The 22,120-nt window shown below is 70.9% G+C and carries 21 protein-coding genes, 1 tRNA gene and 1 pseudogene; 19 read left to right on the top strand and 4 right to left on the bottom strand.

Annotated features, from left to right (window positions below):
• From VJR25_RS03525 to leuA, 9 genes and pseudogenes are all read left to right on the top strand, one after another.
• Positions 1-426: pseudogene (locus VJR25_RS03525) on the top strand (HrcA family transcriptional regulator); the annotation flags it as partial.
• Positions 427-470: 44 nt separating this feature from the next.
• Positions 471-1,589, top strand: coding sequence for a molecular chaperone DnaJ (gene dnaJ / locus VJR25_RS03520; protein ID WP_324112572.1), 1,119 nt, complete (start codon positions 471-473; stop codon positions 1,587-1,589).
• A 4-nt stretch (positions 1,590-1,593) separates the two neighbouring features.
• Complete coding sequence (locus tag VJR25_RS03515; protein ID WP_324112569.1) at positions 1,594-2,331, top strand: 16S rRNA (uracil(1498)-N(3))-methyltransferase; 738 nt, start codon at positions 1,594-1,596, stop codon at positions 2,329-2,331.
• A 36-nt stretch (positions 2,332-2,367) separates the two neighbouring features.
• Positions 2,368-2,715, top strand: coding sequence for a histidine triad nucleotide-binding protein (locus VJR25_RS03510; RefSeq protein ID WP_324112567.1), 348 nt, complete (start codon positions 2,368-2,370; stop codon positions 2,713-2,715).
• 82 nt (positions 2,716-2,797) lie between these two features.
• Positions 2,798-3,823, top strand: coding sequence for a PhoH family protein (locus tag VJR25_RS03505; RefSeq protein WP_324112578.1), 1,026 nt, complete (start codon positions 2,798-2,800; stop codon positions 3,821-3,823).
• Positions 3,823-4,290 carry an rRNA maturation RNase YbeY gene (gene ybeY, locus VJR25_RS03500; protein ID WP_324112565.1) on the top strand — a complete coding sequence of 156 codons (468 nt, stop codon included), beginning with the start codon at positions 3,823-3,825 and terminating at the stop codon, positions 4,288-4,290. Before VJR25_RS03505 ends, ybeY begins: the two co-directional genes overlap by 1 nt.
• The gene (locus VJR25_RS03495; protein ID WP_324112576.1) at positions 4,290-5,564 is read left to right on the top strand and encodes a hemolysin family protein; all 1,275 of its coding nucleotides are present in this window, start codon (positions 4,290-4,292) and stop codon (positions 5,562-5,564) included. Before ybeY ends, VJR25_RS03495 begins: the two co-directional genes overlap by 1 nt.
• Positions 5,557-6,453 carry a GTPase Era gene (era, locus tag VJR25_RS03490; RefSeq protein WP_324112563.1) on the top strand — a complete coding sequence of 299 codons (897 nt, stop codon included), beginning with the start codon at positions 5,557-5,559 and terminating at the stop codon, positions 6,451-6,453. Before VJR25_RS03495 ends, era begins: the two co-directional genes overlap by 8 nt.
• Before the next feature lie 198 nt (positions 6,454-6,651).
• Positions 6,652-8,412 carry a 2-isopropylmalate synthase gene (leuA, locus tag VJR25_RS03485; RefSeq protein ID WP_324112561.1) on the top strand — a complete coding sequence of 587 codons (1,761 nt, stop codon included), beginning with the start codon at positions 6,652-6,654 and terminating at the stop codon, positions 8,410-8,412.
• A 111-nt stretch (positions 8,413-8,523) separates the two neighbouring features.
• Here leuA and VJR25_RS03480 read toward each other — a convergent pair whose 3' ends face one another.
• Positions 8,524-9,228 (bottom strand): trimeric intracellular cation channel family protein, encoded by a 705-nt coding sequence (locus tag VJR25_RS03480; protein WP_324112559.1) that lies wholly within the window; start codon positions 9,226-9,228, stop codon positions 8,524-8,526.
• A 36-nt stretch (positions 9,229-9,264) separates the two neighbouring features.
• Here VJR25_RS03480 and recO point away from each other — a divergent pair, with 36 nt between their 5' ends.
• From recO to VJR25_RS03460, 4 genes are read left to right on the top strand one after another with little or no spacing between them, the layout of a single operon-like run.
• Positions 9,265-10,020 (top strand): DNA repair protein RecO, encoded by a 756-nt coding sequence (gene recO / locus VJR25_RS03475; RefSeq protein WP_324112558.1) that lies wholly within the window; start codon positions 9,265-9,267, stop codon positions 10,018-10,020.
• Positions 10,017-10,829, top strand: a complete 813-nt coding sequence (locus tag VJR25_RS03470) for an isoprenyl transferase (protein WP_324112557.1) — start codon at positions 10,017-10,019, stop codon at positions 10,827-10,829. The genes recO and VJR25_RS03470 overlap by 4 nt, the downstream gene beginning before the upstream one ends.
• Positions 10,826-11,848, top strand: a complete 1,023-nt coding sequence (locus VJR25_RS03465) for an NYN domain-containing protein (protein ID WP_324112555.1) — start codon at positions 10,826-10,828, stop codon at positions 11,846-11,848. The genes VJR25_RS03470 and VJR25_RS03465 overlap by 4 nt, the downstream gene beginning before the upstream one ends.
• Before the next feature lies 1 nt (position 11,849).
• A complete protein-coding gene (locus VJR25_RS03460; protein WP_324112553.1) occupies positions 11,850-12,545 on the top strand; it encodes a DsbA family oxidoreductase in 696 nt (231 codons plus the stop codon).
• 19 nt (positions 12,546-12,564) lie between these two features.
• On the opposite strand, the gene VJR25_RS03455 is transcribed toward VJR25_RS03460, so the two are convergent.
• Entirely contained in the window at positions 12,565-13,065 is a 501-nt protein-coding gene (locus VJR25_RS03455) for a glutathione peroxidase (protein ID WP_324112551.1), read from the bottom strand.
• A 57-nt stretch (positions 13,066-13,122) separates the two neighbouring features.
• Between VJR25_RS03455 and dusB the strand changes: the two genes are divergently transcribed.
• The 6 genes from dusB (at position 13,123) to VJR25_RS03425 (ending at position 19,015) form a co-directional block, all read left to right on the top strand.
• On the top strand, positions 13,123-14,289 hold the full coding sequence (gene dusB / locus VJR25_RS03450) for a tRNA dihydrouridine synthase DusB (protein ID WP_324112549.1): 1,167 nt from the start codon (positions 13,123-13,125) through the stop codon (positions 14,287-14,289).
• Positions 14,290-14,296: 7 nt separating this feature from the next.
• A complete protein-coding gene (locus VJR25_RS03445) occupies positions 14,297-15,616 on the top strand; it encodes a deoxyguanosinetriphosphate triphosphohydrolase (protein ID WP_324112547.1) in 1,320 nt (439 codons plus the stop codon).
• A complete protein-coding gene (dnaG, locus tag VJR25_RS03440) occupies positions 15,616-17,496 on the top strand; it encodes a DNA primase (RefSeq protein WP_324112545.1) in 1,881 nt (626 codons plus the stop codon). Before VJR25_RS03445 ends, dnaG begins: the two co-directional genes overlap by 1 nt.
• Before the next feature lie 2 nt (positions 17,497-17,498).
• Positions 17,499-18,053: a GNAT family N-acetyltransferase gene (locus tag VJR25_RS03435; RefSeq protein ID WP_324112543.1), complete on the top strand. Its 555-nt coding sequence runs from the start codon at positions 17,499-17,501 to the stop codon at positions 18,051-18,053.
• Between the two features lie 59 nt (positions 18,054-18,112).
• Positions 18,113-18,886: an ATP-binding cassette domain-containing protein gene (locus VJR25_RS03430; RefSeq protein ID WP_324112541.1), complete on the top strand. Its 774-nt coding sequence runs from the start codon at positions 18,113-18,115 to the stop codon at positions 18,884-18,886.
• Between the two features lie 56 nt (positions 18,887-18,942).
• Positions 18,943-19,015: transfer RNA gene (locus tag VJR25_RS03425), tRNA-Asn, on the top strand.
• Positions 19,016-19,072: 57 nt separating this feature from the next.
• Here VJR25_RS03425 and VJR25_RS03420 read toward each other — a convergent pair.
• Both VJR25_RS03420 and VJR25_RS03415 read right to left on the bottom strand, forming a co-directional pair.
• Positions 19,073-19,873, bottom strand: coding sequence for a DUF1206 domain-containing protein (locus tag VJR25_RS03420; protein ID WP_324112538.1), 801 nt, complete (start codon positions 19,871-19,873; stop codon positions 19,073-19,075).
• A 65-nt stretch (positions 19,874-19,938) separates the two neighbouring features.
• Complete coding sequence (locus tag VJR25_RS03415) at positions 19,939-21,975, bottom strand: acyltransferase family protein (RefSeq protein ID WP_324112536.1); 2,037 nt, start codon at positions 21,973-21,975, stop codon at positions 19,939-19,941.
• Positions 21,976-22,120: the final 145 nt, after the last annotated feature.

Genomic DNA, 22,120 nt, shown 5'->3' with positions numbered 1-22,120 from the left:
GTCGAGGGCCGGCGCGACGACCTCCTGGCGTCCGCGGTGCTGCGCGTCGTCGCCGAGGAGCTGGAGGAGTTCCGCCAGGACAAGCTCGTCATGGCCGGCACCGCGAACCTCGCCCGTCGCGAGCAGGACTTCCGCAGCAGCATCTATCCGCTGCTCGAGGCCATCGAGGAGCAGGTGACGCTGCTGCGCCTGATGAGCGAGATGGTCGCCGACGACGAGGGCCTGTCGGTGTCGATCGGCCGGGAGAACGAGCAGTTCGGCCTGGCCGAGGCATCCGTGCTCACCGGCGACTACGACCCGGCGACCCACGCCCGCGTCGGCGTGCTCGGTCCCACCCGGATGGACTACGCGACGAACCTCGCGGCGGTGCGCACCGTCGCCCACTACGTCGGCCGACTGCTCGAAGACGACGAGCGGTCGCGCTGAACACCCGTTGACAGACCCGCGCGCTGCGCGGCAGGAAGGCGATTGTGGCTGATCAGGACCACTACCAGGTACTCGGCGTCTCACGCGAGGCGACCCCGGAGGAGATCAAGAAGGCGTACCGTCGCCTGGCCCGCGAGCTGCACCCAGACGTGAACCCCGGGGAGGAGGCCGCGGAGCGGTTCAAACAGGTCACGCACGCCTACGACGTGCTCAGCGACCCCCAGCAGCGGGAGCGCTACGACATGGGCGGCGACAACCCGTTCGGCGGGGGAGCAGCCGGCTTCGGCGGGTTCGGCGACATCTTCGAGACGTTCTTCGGCGGGGGAGGCGGTGCCCGCGCCGCGCGTCCCCGCTCCCGTCGCGAGCGCGGTCAGGATGCCCTCGTCCGGGTCACGCTTCAGCTCGCAGACGTGGTCTTCGGCGTGCACCGCGACCTCGACGTCGACACGGCCGTGCTCTGCGAGACGTGCGAAGGCTCCTGCTGCCAGCCCGGCACGTCGCCCGTCACCTGCGACATCTGCCAGGGCACCGGTCACGTGCAGCGCACCGTGCGGAGCCTCCTCGGCAACGTGGTCACCTCGGCGCCGTGCGGCACGTGCCAGGGCTACGGCACCACCATCCCGTATCCGTGCGCCGAGTGCCACGGACAGGGCCGCGTGCGCTCCCGCCGCACGGTGGGCGTCGACATCCCCGCCGGCGTCGAGACCGGACTGCGCCTGCAGATGCCGGGCTCCGGCGAGGTGGGACCCGCCGGCGGCCCGAACGGCGACCTGTACATCGAGGTGAACGTGGCATCCCACGAGGTCTTCAGCCGCGACGGCGACGACCTGCTCGCGACCCTCGAGGTGTCGATGCCGGACGCCGTGCTCGGCACCACGGCGCAGATCGACGCGCTGGACGGCAAGGTCGAGCTCGAGGTGCGGCCCGGCGTGCAGTCCGGCGACGTGCTGACGATCAAGGGGCGCGGCGTCACGCCGCTGCGCGGCTCGACCCGCGGCGACCTGCGAGTCGGCGTGCACGTCGTCACTCCGACCAAGCTCGACCACAAATCGCGCCAGCTCATCGAGGATTTCGCCCGCCGCAACAAGGGTCCCGGCCCGCAGCTCGCACAGTTCCGCCAGGGGCTGTTCGCGAAGCTCCGCGACCGCTTCCGCGGCGAGTGACCGCATGGCGCTCCACTTCCAGCTCGACGAGCTCGACGATTCCGCCGTCGGGGCGACCGTCACGCTGACGGGCGCCGAGGCGCACCACGCGGCGGCGGTCCGCCGGGTGCGCGTGGGCGAGCCGGTGACGGTGGGCAACGGCCGGGGGCTGTGGCTGGAGGCGGAGTGCACGGCGGTGGCCCCCAAGGCCGTGGACCTGGTGGTGCGCACGCGCACCGTCGTCGCAGCGCCCCGCCCGCGACTGGTGCTCGCCCAGGCCCTCGCGAAGGGCGACCGCGACGAGCTCGCGATCCAGGCGGCCACCGAGCTCGGTGTCGACGAGGTGGTGCCGTGGCAGGCGGCGCGCAGCGTGTCCCGGTGGGACGCGGCCAAGGCGGCCAAGGGCATCGCCCGGTGGCAGACGATCGTGCGCGAGGCCGGCAAGCAGGCGCACCGGGCGTTCATGCCCCAGGTCACGGCCGTCGCCACGACCGGCGCGCTCGCCGCGCGGGCGGCGGACGCGCACGTGCTCGTGCTGGAGCCGACGGGTGACCGGCGCCTGACCGGCATCCGCTTCGATCCCGCCGACCCCCGCGACATCGTGCTGGTGGTCGGACCGGAGGGCGGGATCGCTCCGGAGGAGCTCGCCGCGCTGCGGGATGCCGGCGCCGCCGTGGTCGCTCTCGGCGACACCGTGCTGCGCACCTCGACGGCCGGTCCTGCGGCGCTCGCGATCATCGACGCCGCGCTCGGCCGGTGGTGACGACCGCTCGTCGGTCGTCGCGGATAAGCTGGAAGGATGAGCGAACCCTCGATCTTCACGCGCATCCTGAACGGAGAGATCCCGTCCGAGATCATCGCGCAGACCGACACCGTGTTCGCGATCCGCGACATCGCCCCGAAGGCGCCCGTGCACCTGCTCGTCATCCCCAAGACGGCGCGGTACCGCGACGTCACCGAGCTCGCGGCCGGCGATCCGGAGCTGCTGTCCGAGATGGTCGCCGTGGCGAAGGACCTCGCCGCCGAATACTCGAACGGCGATTTCCGCCTCATCTTCAACGCGGGGCCGGACGCCGGACAGACGGTGTTCCACGTGCACGCGCACGTCCTCGCCGGTGGCCTCTCGGAATCGAGCATGGGTGCCTGACAACGCAGCGGAGAGCCCGAAGACCGCACAGAACCACGCGACCGGAACCGTCTCGGAGACCGTCTACGCCGACGGCGTCGCCATGGTCCAGCTGCTCGGCCCGCAGGATCGCCTGCTGCGGATGCTCGAGCGGGAGCACCACGACGTCGACCTGCACGTGCGCGGGAACGAGATCACCCTGACCGGGGCGCCGGGGGCCGTGGCATCCGCCCGGCACCTCGTCGACGAACTGCTGCAGCTGGCCCGCGCCGGGCACGGGCTGGAGCCGTCCGATGTGGCGACGGCGGGGCGCATGATGCGCACCGAGAACGGCCCGCGCCCCACCGAGGTGATGGGCGAGGCGATCCTCTCCTCGCGCGGCAAGGTCATCCGGCCCAAGACCCCCGGACAGAAGGCGTACGTCGACGCGATCGACGAGAACACGATCGTGTTCGGCATCGGCCCGGCCGGAACCGGCAAGACCTATCTGGCGATGGCCAAGGCCGTGCAGGCGCTGCAGCGCAAAGAGGTCGACCGCATCATCCTCACCCGTCCGGCGGTCGAGGCGGGCGAACGGCTCGGGTTCCTGCCCGGCACGCTCACCGACAAGATCGACCCGTACCTGCGGCCGCTGTACGACGCGCTCAACGAGATGATGGACCCCGAGATCGTGCCGAAGCTCATGGCCTCGGGCACCATCGAGGTCGCGCCGCTGGCGTACATGCGCGGCCGCACGCTGAACTCGTCGTTCGTCGTGCTCGACGAGGCGCAGAACACGACGCCCGAGCAGATGAAGATGTTCCTCACCCGGCTCGGGTTCGGCACCCGCATGGTCGTCACCGGCGACATCACGCAGGTCGACCTGCCGCAGGCCGCGTCCGGGCTGCGGCTCGTGACCCGCGTGCTCAGGGACATCGACGACATCCACTTCGCGATGCTGACCAGTGACGACGTGGTGCGCCACACGCTGGTGGCCCGCATCGTCGACGCGTACAGCGAGTACGACGAGAAGCGTCTCGCGGCGCGGCGCGAGCGCGACGAGGCCGCCGAGATGGCGAACCGGGCCGAGCGGCGCGGCCGACCGCACAGCTCGGGCCCCCGGGACTTCCTGCCGAAGCGAGGACGCTGATGACCATCGAGATCACGAACGAGTCCGGGATGTCGGTCGACGAGACCGTGCTGCTGCGCCTGGCGGAGTACGACCTCGCCCAGCTGCGGGTGAGCTCCGAAGCAGACCTCGCCATCCTCCTCGTCGACGAGGGCGCCATGGAATCCCTGCACGTGCAGTGGATGGACGAGCCGGGCCCCACCGACGTGCTGAGCTTCCCGATGGACGAACTGCGTCCCGGCACCGATGACCTGCCCACCCCGGCGGGTCTGCTCGGCGACATCGTGCTGTGCCCGCAGGTCGCGGAGGCTCAGGCCGAGACCGCGAAGCACTCCACCATGGACGAGCTGCTGCTGCTGACCACGCACGGCCTGCTGCACCTGCTCGGCTTCGACCACGTCGAGCCGGAGGAGGAGCGCGAGATGTTCGCGATCCAGCGCGACCTGCTCATCGGCTTCCACACGGCGGAGCGCCACCGCACCGCATGATCACAGCCCTGCTCCTCCTGCTCGCCGCAGTCGTGCTCGTGGCGCTCGGAGGCCTGATGACGGCGTTCGACGCCGCCCTCTCGGTGACATCCCGCCAGGACCTCGAGGACCTCGCCGACGAGGGCCGCAGCGCGACCTCGCTGCGGCGCATCGCCGACGACCCGGACGCCCACGCCAACGCGGTGGTCTTCATCCGCGTGCTGTCCGAGACGGCGGCCGCGGTGCTCGTCACCGCCGCGTTCACCATCCTGTTCCAGAGCATCTGGTGGGCCATGCTGGCCGCCGCCGTCATCATGACCGGGATCTCGTTCGTGCTCGTCGGCGCGAGCCCCCGGGCGGTGGGCCGGCAGCACGCGGAAGGGCTGCTGCGCGGCGGAGCGGCGCTCGTGCGCGGGGCCCGGGTCATCCTGGGACCGCTCGCCGACGGGCTCGTCGCGCTCGGCGACCGCGTCACCCCGGGGGTCGTGCGCCGAGCCTCGTTCTCGAGCGAGGAGCAGCTGCTGAGCATGGTCGACGAGGCGGCATCCCACGACCTCATCGAACAGGACGACCGCGACCTCATCCACTCGGTGTTCGACTTCACGGACACGTACGTGCGCGAGGTGATGGTGCCGCGCACCGACATGATCACCCTGGATGCCGCGGCATCCATCCGCGAGGCGCTCGCCCTCTTCCTCGACCGGGGCGTCTCCCGCATCCCGGTCGCCGACGACGAGGCCGACGACATCGTCGGCGTGCTGTATCTCAAGGACCTCGTGCAGTTCGGCTTCAACGAGCAGGCCGGCTGGCGGGATGCCCCGGCCAACCGGATCGCGCGGCCGCCGGTGTTCGTGCCCGAGTCGATGCGCGCCGAGACGCTGCTGCAGCAGATGAAGCGGGACGCCGTGCACGTGTGCATCGTCGTCGACGAATACGGGGGAGTGGCCGGGCTCGTCACCCTCGAGGACATCATCGAGGAGCTCGTCGGCGAGATCGCGGACGAGTACGACCCGCGCACCACCGAGGTGACCGAGCTGGAGCCCGGCAAGTACCGGGTGAGTGCGCGGATGCCGCTGGAGGACGTCGGCGAGCTCTTCGACCTCGAGCTGGACGACGACGACGTCGATTCGATCGGGGGGCTGCTCGGGAAGGTGCTCGGCCGTGTGCCGCAACCCGGCGTCGAGGCGGAGTACGAAGGACTGCTGCTCACGGGCGGCGCGTCTCGGGGCCGCGGGCGCGGCATCGCGACGGTATTCATCGAGAAGGCGCCCGAGAGGAACGAGACCGATGACTGAGAACACCCGCTGCGGGTTCGTGACGTTCGTGGGGCGCCCGAACGTCGGCAAGTCGACGCTGACCAACGCGCTCGTCGGCGAGAAGGTCGCGATCACGAGCGACAAGCCGCAGACGACGCGGCGGGCGATCCGCGGCATCCTGAACCGCCCCGGCGGCCAGCTCATCATCGTCGACACGCCCGGCCTGCACCGGCCGCGCACCCTGCTCGGACAGCGGCTGAACGACCTCGTGGAGCAGGTGCTCGGCGACGTCGACGTGATCGCGTTCTGCGCCCCCGCGACCGAGAAGGTCGGCCCCGGCGACCGGCGCATCGCGGAGTCCCTCGACGGCTACCCGCGCGCCAAGAAGGTGGCCCTCGTCACCAAGACCGACATCGCCTCGCGCGACCAGATCACCGAGCGGCTCATCGAGGTGGACCAGCTGCGCGACGACTGGGATGCCGTCATCCCGCTGTCCGCGCTCACGAACGACCAGCTCGACGTGCTCACCGCCGAGCTCCTCGGCCTGATGCCCGAGGGGCCCGCGCTCTACCCGGACGGCGTCGTCACCGACGAGTCCCTGGACGACCGCATCGCGGAGATCATCCGCGAGGCGGCGCTCGAAGGCGTGCGCGACGAGCTGCCGCACTCCATCGCCGTGGTGGTGCAGGACATCTCCGCGCGCGAGGACAGCGACCTCACCGACGTCTACGCGGACATCGTCGTGGAGCGCGACAGCCAGAAGGCGATCATCATCGGCCGCAAGGGGTCCCGGCTCAAAGAGGTGGGCGCCACCGCCCGCGCCGGCATCGAGCCTCTCGTCGGCACGCGGGTGTTCCTGTCCCTGCACGTGCGCGTCGCCAAGGAGTGGCAGCGCGACCCCAAGCAGCTCGGACGCCTCGGCTTCTGACGGGCAGCGCGGCCGCGCATGGCGAGGTGCGCAGACGGCCTGCTAGCATGGCTGCATGCGCTTCGGCCAGCTTCTCCTTAGCTGCCGCGACGAGGCCTCGTTCTAGGGCCTTCCTCGTCGCGGAGCTCGGTGTTGGCCCGACTCACCTGACGCAGCAGCCGAACCCGGCGCCGTCATCCCACTGAGAAGAGCGACATCATGCAGAACACGCAGCAGCCCTCCGGCATGCCGATCCACAAGTACCGCCCGTTCCACGAGCAGATCCAGGTCGAGCTGCCCGACCGAACGTGGCCGACCAAGCGCATCACGACCGCGCCGCGCTGGTGCGCCGTCGACCTGCGCGACGGCAACCAGGCCCTCATCGACCCGATGAGCCCCGAGCGCAAGCGGGTCATGTTCGATCTGCTCGTGCGCATGGGCTACAAGGAGATCGAGGTCGGATTCCCGTCCGCCAGCCAGACCGACTTCGACTTCGTGCGGCAGCTGATCGAAGAAGACCTGATCCCCGGCGACGTCACGATCCAGGTGCTGACCCAGGCGCGTGAACACCTGATCGAGCGCACCTACGAGGCCATCACCGGCGCCAAGCAGGCGATCGTGCACTTCTACAACTCCACGAGCGTCCTGCAGCGCGAGGTCGTCTTCCGCTCCGATCGCGAGGGCGTCAAGCAGATCGCACTCGAGGGCGCGCGCCTGTGCCGCGAGTTCGAGAAGCGGATCCCCGAGACGGCCGTGTACTACGAGTACTCGCCCGAGAGCTACACCGGCACCGAACTGGAGTACGCCGTCGAGGTGTGCAACGAGGTGCTGGAGATCCTCGAGCCCACGCCCGAGCGCAAGGTCATCATCAACCTGCCGGCCACCGTCGAGATGGCGACCCCGAACGTGTACGCCGATTCGATCGAGTGGATGAACCGGCGGCTGGCGCACCGCGAGAACGTCATCCTGTCACTGCACCCGCACAACGACCGCGGCACCGCCGTCGCCGCCGCCGAGCTCGGCTACATGGCCGGCGCGGACCGCATCGAGGGATGCCTGTTCGGCAACGGCGAGCGCACCGGGAACGTCGACCTGGTCACCCTGGGCGTGAACCTGTTCACCCAGGGCATCGACCCGCAGATCGACTTCAGCGACATCGACCAGGTCAAGCGCACCGTCGAGTACTGCAACCAGCTGCCCGTGCACGAGCGCAGCCCGTGGGGCGGCGACCTGGTGTTCACCGCGTTCAGCGGCTCGCACCAGGACGCCATCAAGAAGGGCTTCGAGGCGATGGCCGCGCGTGCCGAGGCGCAGGGCGTGACCGTCGACGACATCGAGTGGGCGGTGCCGTACCTGCCGATCGACCCGAAGGATCTGGGCCGGTCGTACGAGGCGGTCATCCGCGTCAACTCGCAGTCGGGCAAGGGCGGCGTCGCCTATCTGCTGAAGACCGACCACGCCCTGGACCTGCCGCGCAAGCTGCAGATCGAGTTCTCCGGCGTCGTGCAGGCCAAGACGGATGCCGAGGGCGGCGAAGTCACCAGTGGCCAGATCTGGGAGATCTTCACCGACGAGTACCTGCCGGCGGATGCCGCAGACGCGCGCTGGGGCCGGTTCGAACTGCTCGGCACGCGCACGCAGAGCGACATGTCCGGCGACGTGCGTCTGGACGTCACCCTGCGCGACGGGGACGAGCGCGTCGAGACCTCCGGCAACGGCAACGGCCCCATCGCGGCGTTCCTGGAGATCGTGCGGGAGCGCGGTTTCGACATCTCGCTGTACGACTACGTCGAGCACACGCTCTCGACCGGTGGTGACGCGCAGGCCGCAGCGTACGTCGAGCTGCAGGTCGACGGTCAGCGCCTGTGGGGCGTCGGCATCGACGGCGACATCTCGACCGCATCGCTGAAGGCCATCGTCTCGGCCGTCAACCGCTCGATCCGCACCACCGTGACGGAGCCGCAGCTGGCCGCGGTCTGACCACTCACCGGTCGTTGAGCGAGGCCCGCCAGGGCCGAGACGAAACGCGCTGACCGTGCGGACTCAGTGCGTTTCGTCTCGCTTCGCTCGCTCAACGACCGAATGGGGGCGTCACGGCTGGTCGGGTTCCGGCGGTCGGACGATCTCGATGCTGGTGGTCTCCACCGCGACCTTGCGGCGGTAGAGCATGCGCTGCTCCGGCAGGGACAGGTCGAAGATCACCGCGAGGAGCCGGATGATCGTGGTCACGACGATGCCTGTCACCGCTGCGGCGGCGATCGGGACGCCGAGCGCGTGGAGCACCACGACCGCCACCGCCCCGGCACCCGCGGCGACCGCGTACAGCGAGCCGACGTGCATGATGGCGACGGGCAGGCCCACGAGCACGTCGCGCAGCACGCCGCCGCCGACCGCGGCGCACACGCCGACGAAGATCGCGGGGATCACCGGCAGCCCGAACGAGAGCGCCTTCGTGGTTCCGAAGGCACCGAACATGCCGATGACGACGGCATCGAGGCCCACGATGACGGCGTTGAGCCGCTGGAAGATCCCGGCCAGCAGCATCCCGAGCAGCGCGGCGCCCGCGGCGGTGACGAGATACCAGTTGTCGCGCAGCATGCTCGGGGTGACGTTGAGCAGCAGGTCGCGGATGAGCCCACCGCCGAGGCCGAGCATGACGCCGATGATCGCGACGCCGAGGAAGTCGAGCCGGCGCTGCCCGCGGAAGCCGGACGCGAACAGGGCGCCCTGGATGCCGCCGAGTCCGACCGCGGTGAGATCCGCCCAGAGCGGGATCACGAATGTCTGCTGGTCCACGCACCCATTGTCGTACCCGCCCGCGATAATCGATGTGTGCCCACTTATCGTGATGAGGTCGTCGTGCTGCGCACCCACAAGCTGGGCGAGGCCGACCGCATCCTGACGCTGCTGAGCCGCCAGCACGGCAAGGTGCGCGCGGTCGCCAAGGGTGTGCGGCGCACGTCGTCCCGGTTCGGCGCCCGGCTCGAGCCGTTCATGGTCGCCGACGTGCAGCTGTACCAGGGCCGCGGCGCCGACCCGTCGCGCCGGCTCGACATCGTGCAGCAGGCCGAGTCGCTCGGCTCGTACGGCAGCGAGATCGCCGTGCACTACGACCGCTACACGGCCGCGAGCGCCATGGTCGAGGCCGCCGACCGCCTCAACGAGGCCGAGGCCACGCCGCAGCAGTATCTGCTGCTGGTCGGCGGGCTCCGCGCGCTCAGCCGCGGCGAGCACGCCGCGCGCAGCGTGCTCGACTCGTACCTGCTGCGCGCGATGGCGCTCTCCGGATGGGCGCCGGGGCTCGACGACTGCACCCGCTGCGGCGCACCCGGTCCGCACACCACGTTCGTCGCACAGCTCGGCGGCGTCATCTGCGCGAACTGCGCGCCGGCCGGCGCAGCGCGGGTGACGGCCGAGACCGGCGGCCTGCTGCGCTCGCTCATCACGGGGGAGTGGGATGCCGTCGACGCGGCCTCCCCGCAGGCGACGTCCGCGGCATCCGGGCTCATCGCGGCGTACGCTCAGTGGCACCTGGAGCGCGGCATCCGTGCCCTCGAGCTCGTGAGCACCGGAGAGGCAGGCCTGTGAGCCCCAAGCCGTTCACGCATCCCGACGCGGTCCCGTACCGTCCCCTCGACTGGACGGGGCAGCAGCCCCCGAACTGGCCGCGCGGCAGCGTGCCCCAGCACGTCGCGATCGTGATGGACGGCAACGGCCGCTGGGCGAACCGCCGGGGACTGCCGCGGATCGAAGGCCATCGCGCCGGGGAGACGTCGATGATGGACGTCATCGCGGGCGCCGTGCAGGCGGGCGTGAAGTACCTGTCGCTGTACGCGTTCTCCACCGAGAACTGGCGTCGGTCGCCCGATGAGGTGCGCTTCCTCATGGGGTTCAACCGCGAGGTGCTGCATCGCCACCGCGACCAGATGAACGAGTGGGGCGTGCGCATCCGCTGGGCGGGACGACGTCCGAAGCTCTGGGGCTCGGTCATCAAGGACCTGCAGATCGCCGAGCAGCTCACCAAGGCCAACGACACCCTCACGCTCACCATGTGCGTCAACTACGGCGGTCGCGTCGAGATCGTCGACGCGGTGCGACGGCTCGCCGAGGATGTCGCCGCCGGCCGCATCAAGCCGTCGGCGATCAGCGAGAAGACGATCCGCCGCAACCTGTACATCCCCGACATGCCCGACGTCGACCTGTTCATCCGCTCCAGCGGCGAGCAGCGCAGCTCGAACTTCCTGCTGTGGGAGTCGGCGTACGCCGAGTACGTGTTCCTCGACACGCTGTGGCCCGACTTCGACCGGGCCGAGCTGTGGCGGGCCATCGACATCTACCTCGACCGCGACCGCCGCTTCGGCGGCGCAGTCGACAAGCCGACGGAGAACCAGCGATGAGAGAACGCGCCGCCCTGTATGTGGATGCCGGTTACCTGCTGTCCGCGTCCGCCACGCGGGTGGCCGGAACGTCGCTGCGCGGAGCCGTGACGGTCGACTACGCCGAGCTGGCGAGCGCCCTGATCACGCACGCCGAGGCATCCGAAGGCCTGAAGGTGCTCCGCATCAACTGGTACGACGCCGGCCGGCACGGCACGCCCAGCCTCGAACAGGAGCAGATCGCGCTGCTGCCGCGGCTGAAGCTGCGCCTCGGCCGCACGGGCTACGACGGCGAGCAGAAGGGCGTCGACCTGCGCATCGGCCTCGACATGCTCACGCACGCGCGCAACGGCGCCGCCGACGTCTTCTTCCTGGTCTCCGGTGACGACGACCTCACCGAGGCCGTCGAGGAGGCGCAGGCGCACGGCGTGCAGGTGACCGTGCTGGCGATTCCGGATGCCGCGGGCAACCCGCACGGGGTCAGCCGGCACCTGCGCATGGCCGCCGACTCCGTCGAGGTGTTCTCCGGCGAGATCATCGACGCGCTCGTCGAGCGGCGTGCCGTCGCCGACACCGCGGCGACCGGCATCCCCAGCCCGGCGATGTTCGGCGGCACCCATCGCCCCGCCGCGCCGGTGACGGCCGCGGTGCCCACGGTGGGCGGCCCGAGCCGACGTGTCTCGGAGCCTGCGCCGCGCACGCCCGTACACGAGCTGGTGTACTCCTCGGCGACCGGAGCCGCGCCGACCGGGCAGGCGATCTACGTCGACGACGTGCACCTGACCGAGCAGATCGACGAGGTGTGCCGGCGGGTGCTCCTGGCGTGGCTTCGCAGCGCGACGCCGGAAGCGCGCACGGCGCTGGAGGCGGGGCGCCCGCAGATCCCGCGCGACATCGATCGCACCCTGCTGGTCGACCTGTCCGACGCGCGGGGCGAGTACGACCTCACCGACTCGCTGCGCTACCGCCTGCGGGAGCGATTCTGGGTGGTGCGCGACGAGCATGGAATGCCCGACCCCGTCACCGAGGTTGTCCCCTGATATGAGCACAACGACGCCCGCACCCATCACGATCGACGTCTGGTCGGACATCGCCTGCCCCTGGTGCTACATCGGGAAGCGCAACCTCGAGACGGGCCTCGCCGCGACATCCGACGACGCCGACGCCCCCGAGGTCGAGATCGTGTACCACTCGTTCGAGCTGTCGCCCGACACGCCCGTGGACTTCGTGGGCGGCGAGGCCGACTACCTCGCGCAGCACAAGGGCATCACCGCCGAGCAGGCGACGCAGATGCTCGACCGGGTCACCGGGGTCGCGGCCGGCGCGGGGCTTGCGTACCGGTTCGACCTGCTCCAGCACACGAACACCGTCAAGGCGCACGAGCTGCTGCACTTCGCGAAGGAGCAGGGCCGGCAGTTGCAGCTCGCTGAGCGCCTCATGGCCGCGTACTTCCTCGAGGGACGCCACGTCGGGCGGGTCGACGACCTCGTCGACCTCGCCGCGGAGAGCGGGCTGGATGCCGACGCCGCACGCGACGCGCTCGAGTCCGGGCGCTACCTGGCCGCCGTGCGTGCCGACCAGGCTCAGGCTGCGGCCTACGGGATCAACGGCGTGCCGTTCTTCGTGATCGACGGCAAGTACGGCGTCTCGGGCGCGCAGCCGCCGGAGGCGTTCGCGCAGGTGGCCCGTCAGGTCTGGGCGGAGCACCGCGAGGTGCCCGCGCCGCAGACGGCCTGACGCGGTTCGGCGCGAGCGATCAGCGGGGGAGTGCCCGCTCGATCAGCTCGACGATCGCGGGATCGTTCGGCACGGTGCGCGAGCGGAAGCGGTGCACGGCGCCATCCGGGGTCAGCAGGAACTTCTCGAAGTTCCACTGCACCGGTCCGTGCACGCCCTCGACGTTCTCGCTCTTCTTGAGCGCCTTGTAGAGGGGTGCCGCGCCGCCGCCGTTGACCTTCACCTTGTCCATGATCGGGAACGTGACGCCCCAGGTCAGCGAGCAGTAGTCGAGGATCTCCTCCATCGACCCGGGCTCCTGGCCCATGAACTGGTTGCAGGGGAAGCCGACGATGGTGAGGCCGCGATCTCCGTAGGTCTTCTGCAGCTCCTCGAGCTGCTCGTACTGCGGCGTGAAACCGCACTTGGAGGCCACGTTGACGACCAGGAGCACGTCGCCGAACGAGGCGAGCGTCGTGCTCTGCCCGTCCGCCGTTTCGAAGGGGATCTGCCGCAGGTCTGTCATGGTGGTGTTCGTCATATCCCCAGGCTATGCCGATGCCGAGCATCGCGGCTCCGGGTCTGGGAGAATGGACAGGTGACTCTGACGACCGCACCGGCAACCCCCCTGCGCATCGGTCCGATCACTCTCGACGCGCCGGTCGTGCTGGCTCCCATGGCGGGCATCACGAACACGGCTTTCCGGCGCCTGTGCCGCGAGTACGGCGCCGGGCTGTACGTGAGCGAGATGATCACGACGCGCGCCCTCGTGGAACGCAACGCGACGACGATGCGTCTGATCACGCACCACGAGTCCGAGACCCCGCGGTCCATCCAGCTGTACGGCGTCGATCCCGCGACCACGGCCGAGGCCGTGCGCATCCTGGTCGCCGAGGACCGCGCCGACCACATCGATCTCAACTTCGGCTGCCCGGTTCCGAAGGTCACGCGCAAGGGCGGGGGAGCGGCCCTGCCGTGGAAGCTCGGACTGTTCCGCGACATCGTGACGCGAGCCGTCCGTGCGGCCGGCGACATCCCGCTGACCGTGAAGATGCGCAAGGGCATCGACGACGACCACCTCACTTACCTGGATGCCGCCCGGATCGCGGAGGATGCCGGGGTCGCCGCGGTCGCGCTGCACGGCCGCACCGCGGGGCAGTTCTACTCCGGCGAGGCCGACTGGACTGCGATCGCCCGCCTGAAGGACGCCGTGACCTCGGTGCCGGTGCTCGGCAACGGCGACATCTGGTCGGCGGACGACGCGGTGCGGATGATGGCCGAGACCGGCTGCGACGGCGTCGTCGTGGGTCGTGGATGCCTCGGTCGCCCGTGGCTGTTCGGCGATCTCGCCCGCGCGCTCGGCACCCCGGACGCGGTCTCCGGCGAGCCCGTCGACGCGACCCTCGGATTCGTGGCGCGCGCATTCCGCCGGCACGCCGAGCTACTGGTCGAGTTCTTCGATGACGAGGACCGCGGGTGCCGCGACATCCGCAAGCACGTCGCCTGGTACTTCAAGGGGTATCCCGTCGGCGGCGAACTGCGCGCCCAGCTGGCCACGGCATCCTCGCTCGCCGAGATCGACGACCTTCTGGCCACGCTCGACTGGGACGCGCCGTACCCCGGCGCCGCAGCCGAGGGCCAGCGCGGTCGCGCGGGCACCCCGAAGCGACCCGCTCTGCCCGACGGCTGGCTGAGCTCGCGCGAGCTCGGTGCTGCGGCATCCGCCACTCTCCTCGAGGCCGAACTGGACACGAGCGGTGGCTGAGCCGGCGGTGACGCGCGCGCCGGGCTACACGGAGGCCGACGCCGAGCGATTCCACCCCGAACGGCACCGGTCCCAGCGCGACGACTTCGCGCGCGATCGGGCGCGCGTGCTGCATTCGGCGGCGCTGCGGCGGCTCGCCGCGAAGACCCAGGTGCTGAGCCCGGCGAGCCCGGTCGACTTCGCCCGCAACCGCCTCACGCACTCGCTCGAGGTCGCGCAGGTCGGCCGGGAGCTCGCGACCGCTTTGCAGCTGTCGCCGGACGTCGTCGACACCGCCTGCCTCAACCACGACCTCGGGCATCCGCCGTTCGGGCACAACGGCGAGCGCGCGCTCAACGAGTGGGCGGCCGACATCGGCGGGTTCGAGGGCAATGCGCAGACCCTGCGGATCGTGTCGCGGCTGGAGCCGAAGGTGCTGGATGCCGCGGGCACCAGCTTCGGCCTCAACCTCACGCGGGCGAGCCTGGATGCCACCTGCAAGTACCCCTGGACGGCGGCGCACGCGCTGCCCGACCCGGGCGGGCGCATGAAGTTCGGCGTCTACCCCGAGGACGAGGCGCTGTTCACGTGGATGCGCGCCGACGCCCCGCTGCGGGTGCGCTGCATCGAGGCCGAGGTCATGGACCTCTCCGACGACATCGCCTACTCGGTGCACGACTTCGAGGACGCGGTCGTCAACGGCTACCTCGATCCCGCACGGCTCACGGATGCGGCCGAGCACGAGGCGCTGCTGTCGGCGATCCAGGAGTGGGTGGGCTACGACTTCACCCGGGACGAGCTCGAGGCCGGGCTCGGACGGCTGACCGAGATGCGGGACTGGGTGTCCTCGTTCGATCGCTCCCGGCCCGCCCTCGCCGGCCTGAAGAACCTCACGAGCGACTTCATCGGGCGCTTCGCCCGTTCGGCGACCGCCGCCACGCGCGAGGCGTACCACGTCTCCGTGCTCACACGGTACGGGGCCCACGTGGTGGTGCCGCGCACCGTCGAGGTCGAGATGGCGGTGCTGAAGGGCATCGTGGGCGCCACGGTGATGACGATCGCCGGACGCAAGCCGCTGTACCGTGAGCAGCGGCGCCTGCTCAAGCGCCTCGCCTCCGCCCTGTGGGAGCGTCCCGAGAAGCTCGATCGCATGAGCGCGGCCGACTTCGAGGAGGCGACGACGGATGCCGCCCGTCGGCGCGTCGTCGTCGACCAGGTCGCGAGCCTCACCGACCAGCAGGCGATCGCCTGGCACGACCGGCTCGTCGGCGACGTCGACGCCGAGTCGATCGGCTTGTGGTTCCCGGCATCCGTCGCGGTGCAGCTGCCGGACCCGGAGCTGCGCTGATGGCCGGGCGGATCGTGCAGGCAGACGTCGACGAGGTCAAATCCCGCACGAACATCGCCGACATCATCGGCGAGCACGTCGCGCTGAAGTCGGCCGGGGTCGGCTCCATGAAGGGCCTGTGCCCGTTCCACGACGAGCGCAGCCCCAGCTTCAACGTGCGCCCGCAGGTCGGCTTCTACCATTGCTTCGGCTGCGGCGAGTCGGGCGACGTGTACACGTTCCTGCGCAAGATCGACCATCTGTCGTTCACCGAGGCGGTGGAACGGCTCGCCGGCCGCATCGGATACGCGCTGCACTACGAGGCCGGCGGCGGCCCCGCCCCCGAGACCAGCGGGCGGGCACGGCTCTACGCCGCGAATTCGGCCGCGGCGGAATGGTTCCGCAGCCAGCTCATGGCCCCGGGGGCGGACGCCGGACGCCGGTTCCTCGGGGAGCGCGGCTTCGACGCCGGCGCCGCGGCGCACTTCGGCGTCGGCTACGCGCCGCAGGGCTGGTCGAACATGTCCGAAGCACTCACCGCGCAGGGCTTCACCCGCGATGAACTGCTCGCCGCGGGACTCGTGTCCCAGGGACAGCGCGGGGTCTACGACCGCTTCCGCGGCCGCGTCATCTGGCCGATCCGAGACGTCACGGGCCAGACGGTCGGCTTCGGTGCGCGGCGCCTCTTCGACGACGACAACGGCCCGAAATACCTGAACACCCCCGAGACGACGCTGTACCGCAAGACGCAGGTGCTGTACGGGCTGGACCTCGCCAAGCGGGACATCTCCCGCGGCGATCCGCGGCGCGTGGTCGTCGTCGAGGGGTACACGGACGTGATGGCGTGCCATCTCGCCGGGATCACCACCGCCGTCGCCACCTGCGGCACGGCGTTCGGCACCGAGCACATGAACATCGTGCGGCGCGTCATGGGCGACGACACCGGCGCCGAGGTCGTGTTCACGTTCGACCCGGATGCCGCCGGCCAGAAGGCCGCCGTGCGGGCGTTCGCGGAAACGCGCGGGCTCAAGGCGCAGAGCTTCGTGGCGGTCGCGCCCGAGGGACTCGATCCGTGCGACCTGCGCCTCAAGCGCGGGGACGCGGCGGTGCGGTCGCTCATGGACACCAAGGTGCCGATGTTCGAGTTCGTCATCGACCAGCGCCTGAAGGGCTTCGACCTCGCCACCGTGGAAGGGCGTGCCGGCGCGCTGCGTTCGGGCGCCGAGGTGGTCGCCGGCATCCGCGACGACACGATCCGCGCCGGGTACGAGCGCGTGCTCGCCCGCCGCATCGGCATGGACCCCGACGAAGTGCGTCGCGCTGTCCGGGCGGCGGCCCGACGTGCCGAGGCCCACCAGGACGAGCCGGCGCGCCGGTTCGCGACACCCGTCGCCGACGCGTCCGCGACCGAGCAGCCGGCAGCGCCGTTGGAGCGCGTGACCGTGGCGTCGCTGCCTGCGACGCCCGACGTCGTGCTCGAGCGGGATGCCGTCATGGGCCTGCTGCAGTACGGTCACCGGCTGGAGCGCGCGCAGTTCGACCGCGCGGCCGCGCAGCCGTTCCGGCATCCGGCCCTGGATGCCGTGCGCCAGGCGGTCGCTGCGTCCGACCCGGAGCGCGCCGGCTGGTCGGTCGAGGCCGTCTCGTCGGTGCGCGAGCCCTACCGGAGTCTCGCCGCGGAGCTGCTCACCGCGCAGTTCCCGGCGCGGGACGACGACCACGCGGTCGCGTCCACTCGCGCGCTCGCGAAGCGCGTCGTGCTGCGCACCCTCGACGACGAGAAGCGCGACCTGCTGAGCGCGGTGCAGCGCGTGGCCGCCGACTCCGACGGAGGCCGGGCCGTGCGGCTGAGGCTGCGCGAGCTCGACGCCGAGCGGCAGCGCCTGCTCGACGAGGAGTGACGATGACGACCTTGCGCACCGCCCGCCTGCTGCTCCGGCCGTGGACCACGACGGACGAGGACGTCGACTTCCTGTTCGACATGTACTCGCGGTGGGACGTGCAGCGGTTCATCGGACGCGAGCCGCGCGTGTTGGCGGACCGCGCAGAGGCGGTCGATCGCGCGGTGCGCTGGAAGGCGGTCGCGTCGGGTGTCGACGGCCTGCCGGGTGTGCTCGCGATCACCGACGCGCGCACCGGCCGACGGCACGGGTCGGTGCTGCTGAAGGAGCTGCCCGCGTCGGGTGACACCGAACCGCTGCAGCCGTCGGGCGAGACGGAGGTGGGCTGGCATCTGCATCCCGACGCCTGGGGGCACGGGTACGCGAGCGAAGCCGCGACGCGCGTGCTGGACGAGGCGTGGCGTGCGGGTCTCGTCCGTGTCCTGGCGGTGACGAATCCGGGCAACACGGCGTCGCAGGCGGTGGCCCGGCGCATCGGCATGCGGGACCTCGGGCTGACCGACCGGTTCTACAACGTCACGTGCACGTTGTTCGAGATCGAACGCCCCGCCGGCTGATCTCAGCGATATGACCCCGCGATGGCCGTTCGGCGGCCGGGAGCGGGCAGGATGGAGGCATGGCCCGCATCGCTGCTGCCGACGTCGCGATCCGCTGCACGGATCTGTCGATCGCGCACACGTCCGCGGGTCGCACGACCCGCGTCGTCGAAGGGGTGAGCTTCGAGTTGGCGTTCGGGGGAGCGCTGGCGGTGCTGGGACCGGTGGGATCGGGCAAGTCGACGCTCGCGGCCACGCTCGCCGGCGTGGAATCGTCCGCAATCGTCTCCGGGGGCGAGGCGCGGGTCGCCGGCATCCGCGTTCAGCGCGCCGCGCGTGCGCGTCGCCGCCTCACGTTCGTGACCGGCTACGTCGGGCAGACGTCGGGAGCATCCCTGCCGCCGCGCACGACCGTCGCCGAGATCGTGGCCGATCCGCTGCTGAGTCGACGGCAACGCGTCAACCGGCGTGCGGTCTCCGTGCGGGTGGCGGGCCTCCTCGATGAGCTGGGTCTCGCCCTCGGTGTGGCCGACCGCCTTCCCTACGAGCTGAGTGCGGGGATGCGTCAGCGGGTGGCGCTCGCCCGCGCGCTGATGCTCGACGCGCAGGTGCTGATCGCCGACGAACCGTTCGCCGGCGTGGACGCCACGGCGCGTCCGCTCGTCCATGCGGCTCTGGCGCGGCGGCGGGCGGCGGGCCTGGCGTGCCTGATGATCATGTCGGATCGTGCGGCGATCGCCGAGATGGATGCCGACGTGCTCGTTCTGCACGAGGGCCACGCGGTGGCTTACGGGCACGGCACCGAGCATCTGCTGTGGTCGCCCTCGGCCGATCGCGGCGTGATCGCGTCATAGGCGGTCTGCGCCGTCTGCTAAGCTTTAGTGGTTGCCCCGCCACCGGCGGGGAACATTCCTCCATAGCTCAATTGGCAGAGCAGCCGGCTGTTAACCGGCAGGTTCTTGGTTCGAGTCCAAGTGGGGGAGCGAAGGCCTCGGGGCTCCACCCCCGGGGCCTTTTTCGTGTCGCCGCGCGCTGCGCGGTCACATCCGAGCGCGTGCGGCACGGGCGAACATGTAGACGCCGTAGGCCATGAGTCCGACGCCGATTCCGTCCACGAGCACGGGCCCGAAGGGGAGTGCCACCAGCGTGACGAGCGCCCGGTCGAGGCCGCCGGTCGCGCGCGGGTCGACGGTCACCGCCGCGACGATCAGCAGCACGCCGAACGCGAGCAGCGCGACCCCCTTCGCGACGTAGCCCACGACGCCGACCACGATCACGCCCGTGCCTGCGGGGCCGTCCGGCGTGGCGAGATCGTCGCGGAAACCACGGGTCACCCCGCGCCAGCCGAAGTAGAGCCCGATGAGGGCGATGCCGGCGCCGACGAGTCCGAGCAGAACCGGGCCCCCGGGAAGCTGCAGCACCGTGCTGCCGGCGTGCTTCGCGTTGCGTTCCGAGTTGGGCCTTCCGCCGAGCGCGACCGCCACGGCCACCACGCCGACCGCGAGGTAGCCCGCGGCCTTTCCCCATGCCGCCAGCCGAGCCTTCCACTTGGAGCCCTCGGATCCGGTGGACTGCAGGCCTTCGGCGATGAACCAGACGCCCAGCGCGAAGAGGGCGATGGCGATGATCCAGAGCACGACGAACCCCGCCGGCACGGAGGCGATGGCTTTCAGGGCGCCGGACTGGTCGGCCTCGCTGTGGCCGCCCGACGCGACGACGACGGCGAGCACGCCGACGCCGATGTGGATGACGCCGCTGGCCGCGAAGCCCGCGCGGGCGAGCGTCTGCATCACGGGGGAGTCCGCCGTCTCGCGGGCGGTGCGCTTGAACTGCGCCTGCATGGTGGTGAGCGTAGAGCCGCGAGCCTCGTCGGGCAGTGGCCTTGACAACGGCGCGGCGGAGACTCTCACGCTGCGGGCGCTGTCGGAAGGTCACGCGGAAGGCGCTGTTCGACGTACGGGATCAGCGTCTGCACGAACGTGTCGGTGAGGTGGTTCGAGTCGCGGTAGACCACGACGTTGCCGATGACGGCGGGGCACGTCCGCGTCCCGCAGAGCCGGTCGGTGAGGTCGATGATCCGCACCTCGGGAGCCAGGCGCTGCGCCTGTTCGACGATGTCACGGCCCTGCAGGGCTTCGGCGCGCGGCATCCCGCAATCCTGCGGGGCGGTGTAGTGCGCGGCGAGGCAGTCGACGGCCAACGGGTTGGACCGGGGCCTCGGCACATCCTTGAACGCCACGACGTCGCTGCCCGCGGCGGCGAGCCGGTTCCAGATCGTCGCGTACCCGGCGACGCCCGGCGGTCGGCCGGTGTTGCTCGGCTCGAAGTCGCCGGAGGCCCAGTTGGCCACGAAGACGATGTCGGGTGGGTCCGCCAGCAGCGCCTTGAGCGTGGCCGCATTGGGGGAGTGGCAGACTGAGCCGCCGCGCGTCTCGAGCGCCCGCTCCTCCAGGTTGAACGGACAGGATGCGTGCAGGTGCGTCTCGACGCGCCATCCGCGCTTCTCGGCGAGCGCGATGATCACGGGCGCGAGCATGTTCGCGTGCGAGTCGCCCACGAGCGCCACCCGGATCGTCCCGCGCCGATCGCCGGTCACGCACACGGGAGTGACCGTTGCTTTCGGCACCGCCATGCAGCGGCCGGGCAGCAGCGTCTCCTGGTCGTGCCTGGCCACCGAGGGCGACGGGGTCATGGCGGTGGTGCCATCCGTGAAGAAGCGGTTCGCCGCCGGGGTCATCGCGGCGGCGCCCTGCGCACCGCGCGCCTCCACCGCCGCGGCCGCCCGCACCCACGTCGCCTCGGTGCGGCTCGCCGTCACCGGCAACGACACCGCGAGGGCGACGGCGCACGCGATCGCCCCGGCTCCGAGAAGCAGGCTACGGCGCGAGCGGGCGGACAGCCACGCGCTTGCGCGGGTGGGCACCTCGATGAACCTCCAGCTGAGCCATGCGATCGCGACCGCTCCGCCGCCGAGCACGATGCTCCAGGCGCACCCGGGCGCCCGCCCGGCGATCACGGCGAAGAACACGATCGGCGGGTAGTGCCACAGATAGAGCGAGTAGGAGATGTCCCCGATCCGCTGGACGGGATGCCACGCGTACACGCGGGCTGGCGAGAACCGGCCTTCGGCGGTGCCCGCCGCGATCACGGCGGCGGCGCCCAGCACCGGGACGAGCGCCGCGGCTCCCGGAAACGGAGTGTCCCCGTCGATGAACGCCGCGCCCGCCCCGATCGCCGCGAGTCCGAGGATCGACAGCGGCGTGCGGATCCTCTGAGGCACCAGGATGCGGGGGAGGACCAGCGCGATCATCCCGCCCGCCGCCAGTTCCCAGGCCCGGGTGGTGGTGATGAAATAGGCCGCGGGATCCTGCGCCCGGGCTTCGACGATGCTGAACGCGAGGCTGGCCACGATGACGACGGCGAAGGCGACGGCGATCGCGCCGCGCCCGCGACGGGCTGCCACCGCGCATGCGACGAGCACGAGGAGCGGCCACAACACGTAGAACTGCTCCTCGACGCCGAGCGACCAGAAATGCTGCAGCGGGGTCGCCGCATTGAGCGAGGACTGGTAGTCGACGGCCTGCGCGGCCAGCAGCCAGTTCAGCACCGACAGCGCCGCCGCCCCGCCCGCGAGTCCCAGATCCGCCCACTGCGTCGGCGGGTACACGATGTACGCGGTCATGAGCGTCGCCGCGATGCACACCAGCCCCGACGGCAGGATGCGACGGGCGCGAGCCGCCCAGAACGCGGGCAGCCGGATACGACCGGTCCGCTCGTGCTCGCGCAGGAGGTGCCCGGTGATCAGATACCCGGAGATGACGAAGAAGACGTCGACGCCGACGAAACCTCCGCGGAGCAGGTGCGGCTGCAGGTGGTACACGACCACGAGGGCGACTGCGACCGCCCGCAGCATCTGGACTTCGGGCAGGAATCGGCGGGACACCCTGGGACGGTAGCGAGCGCAGGTGATCGGCCGGTGACGCGCACATGGCCGGGACGCGTCGCCGCGTACGCCGACGGCAGGGGAGGCACGGACTCGATCCGACCGTCACTCGATGATATCTTCGAATCATGAACGCAGGCACGGG

The sequence above is a fragment of the Microbacterium sp. genome, assembly GCF_035277845.1.
Lineage (GTDB): Bacteria > Actinomycetota > Actinomycetes > Actinomycetales > Microbacteriaceae > Microbacterium.
This window is presented reverse-complemented; position numbering and strand designations above follow the sequence as displayed.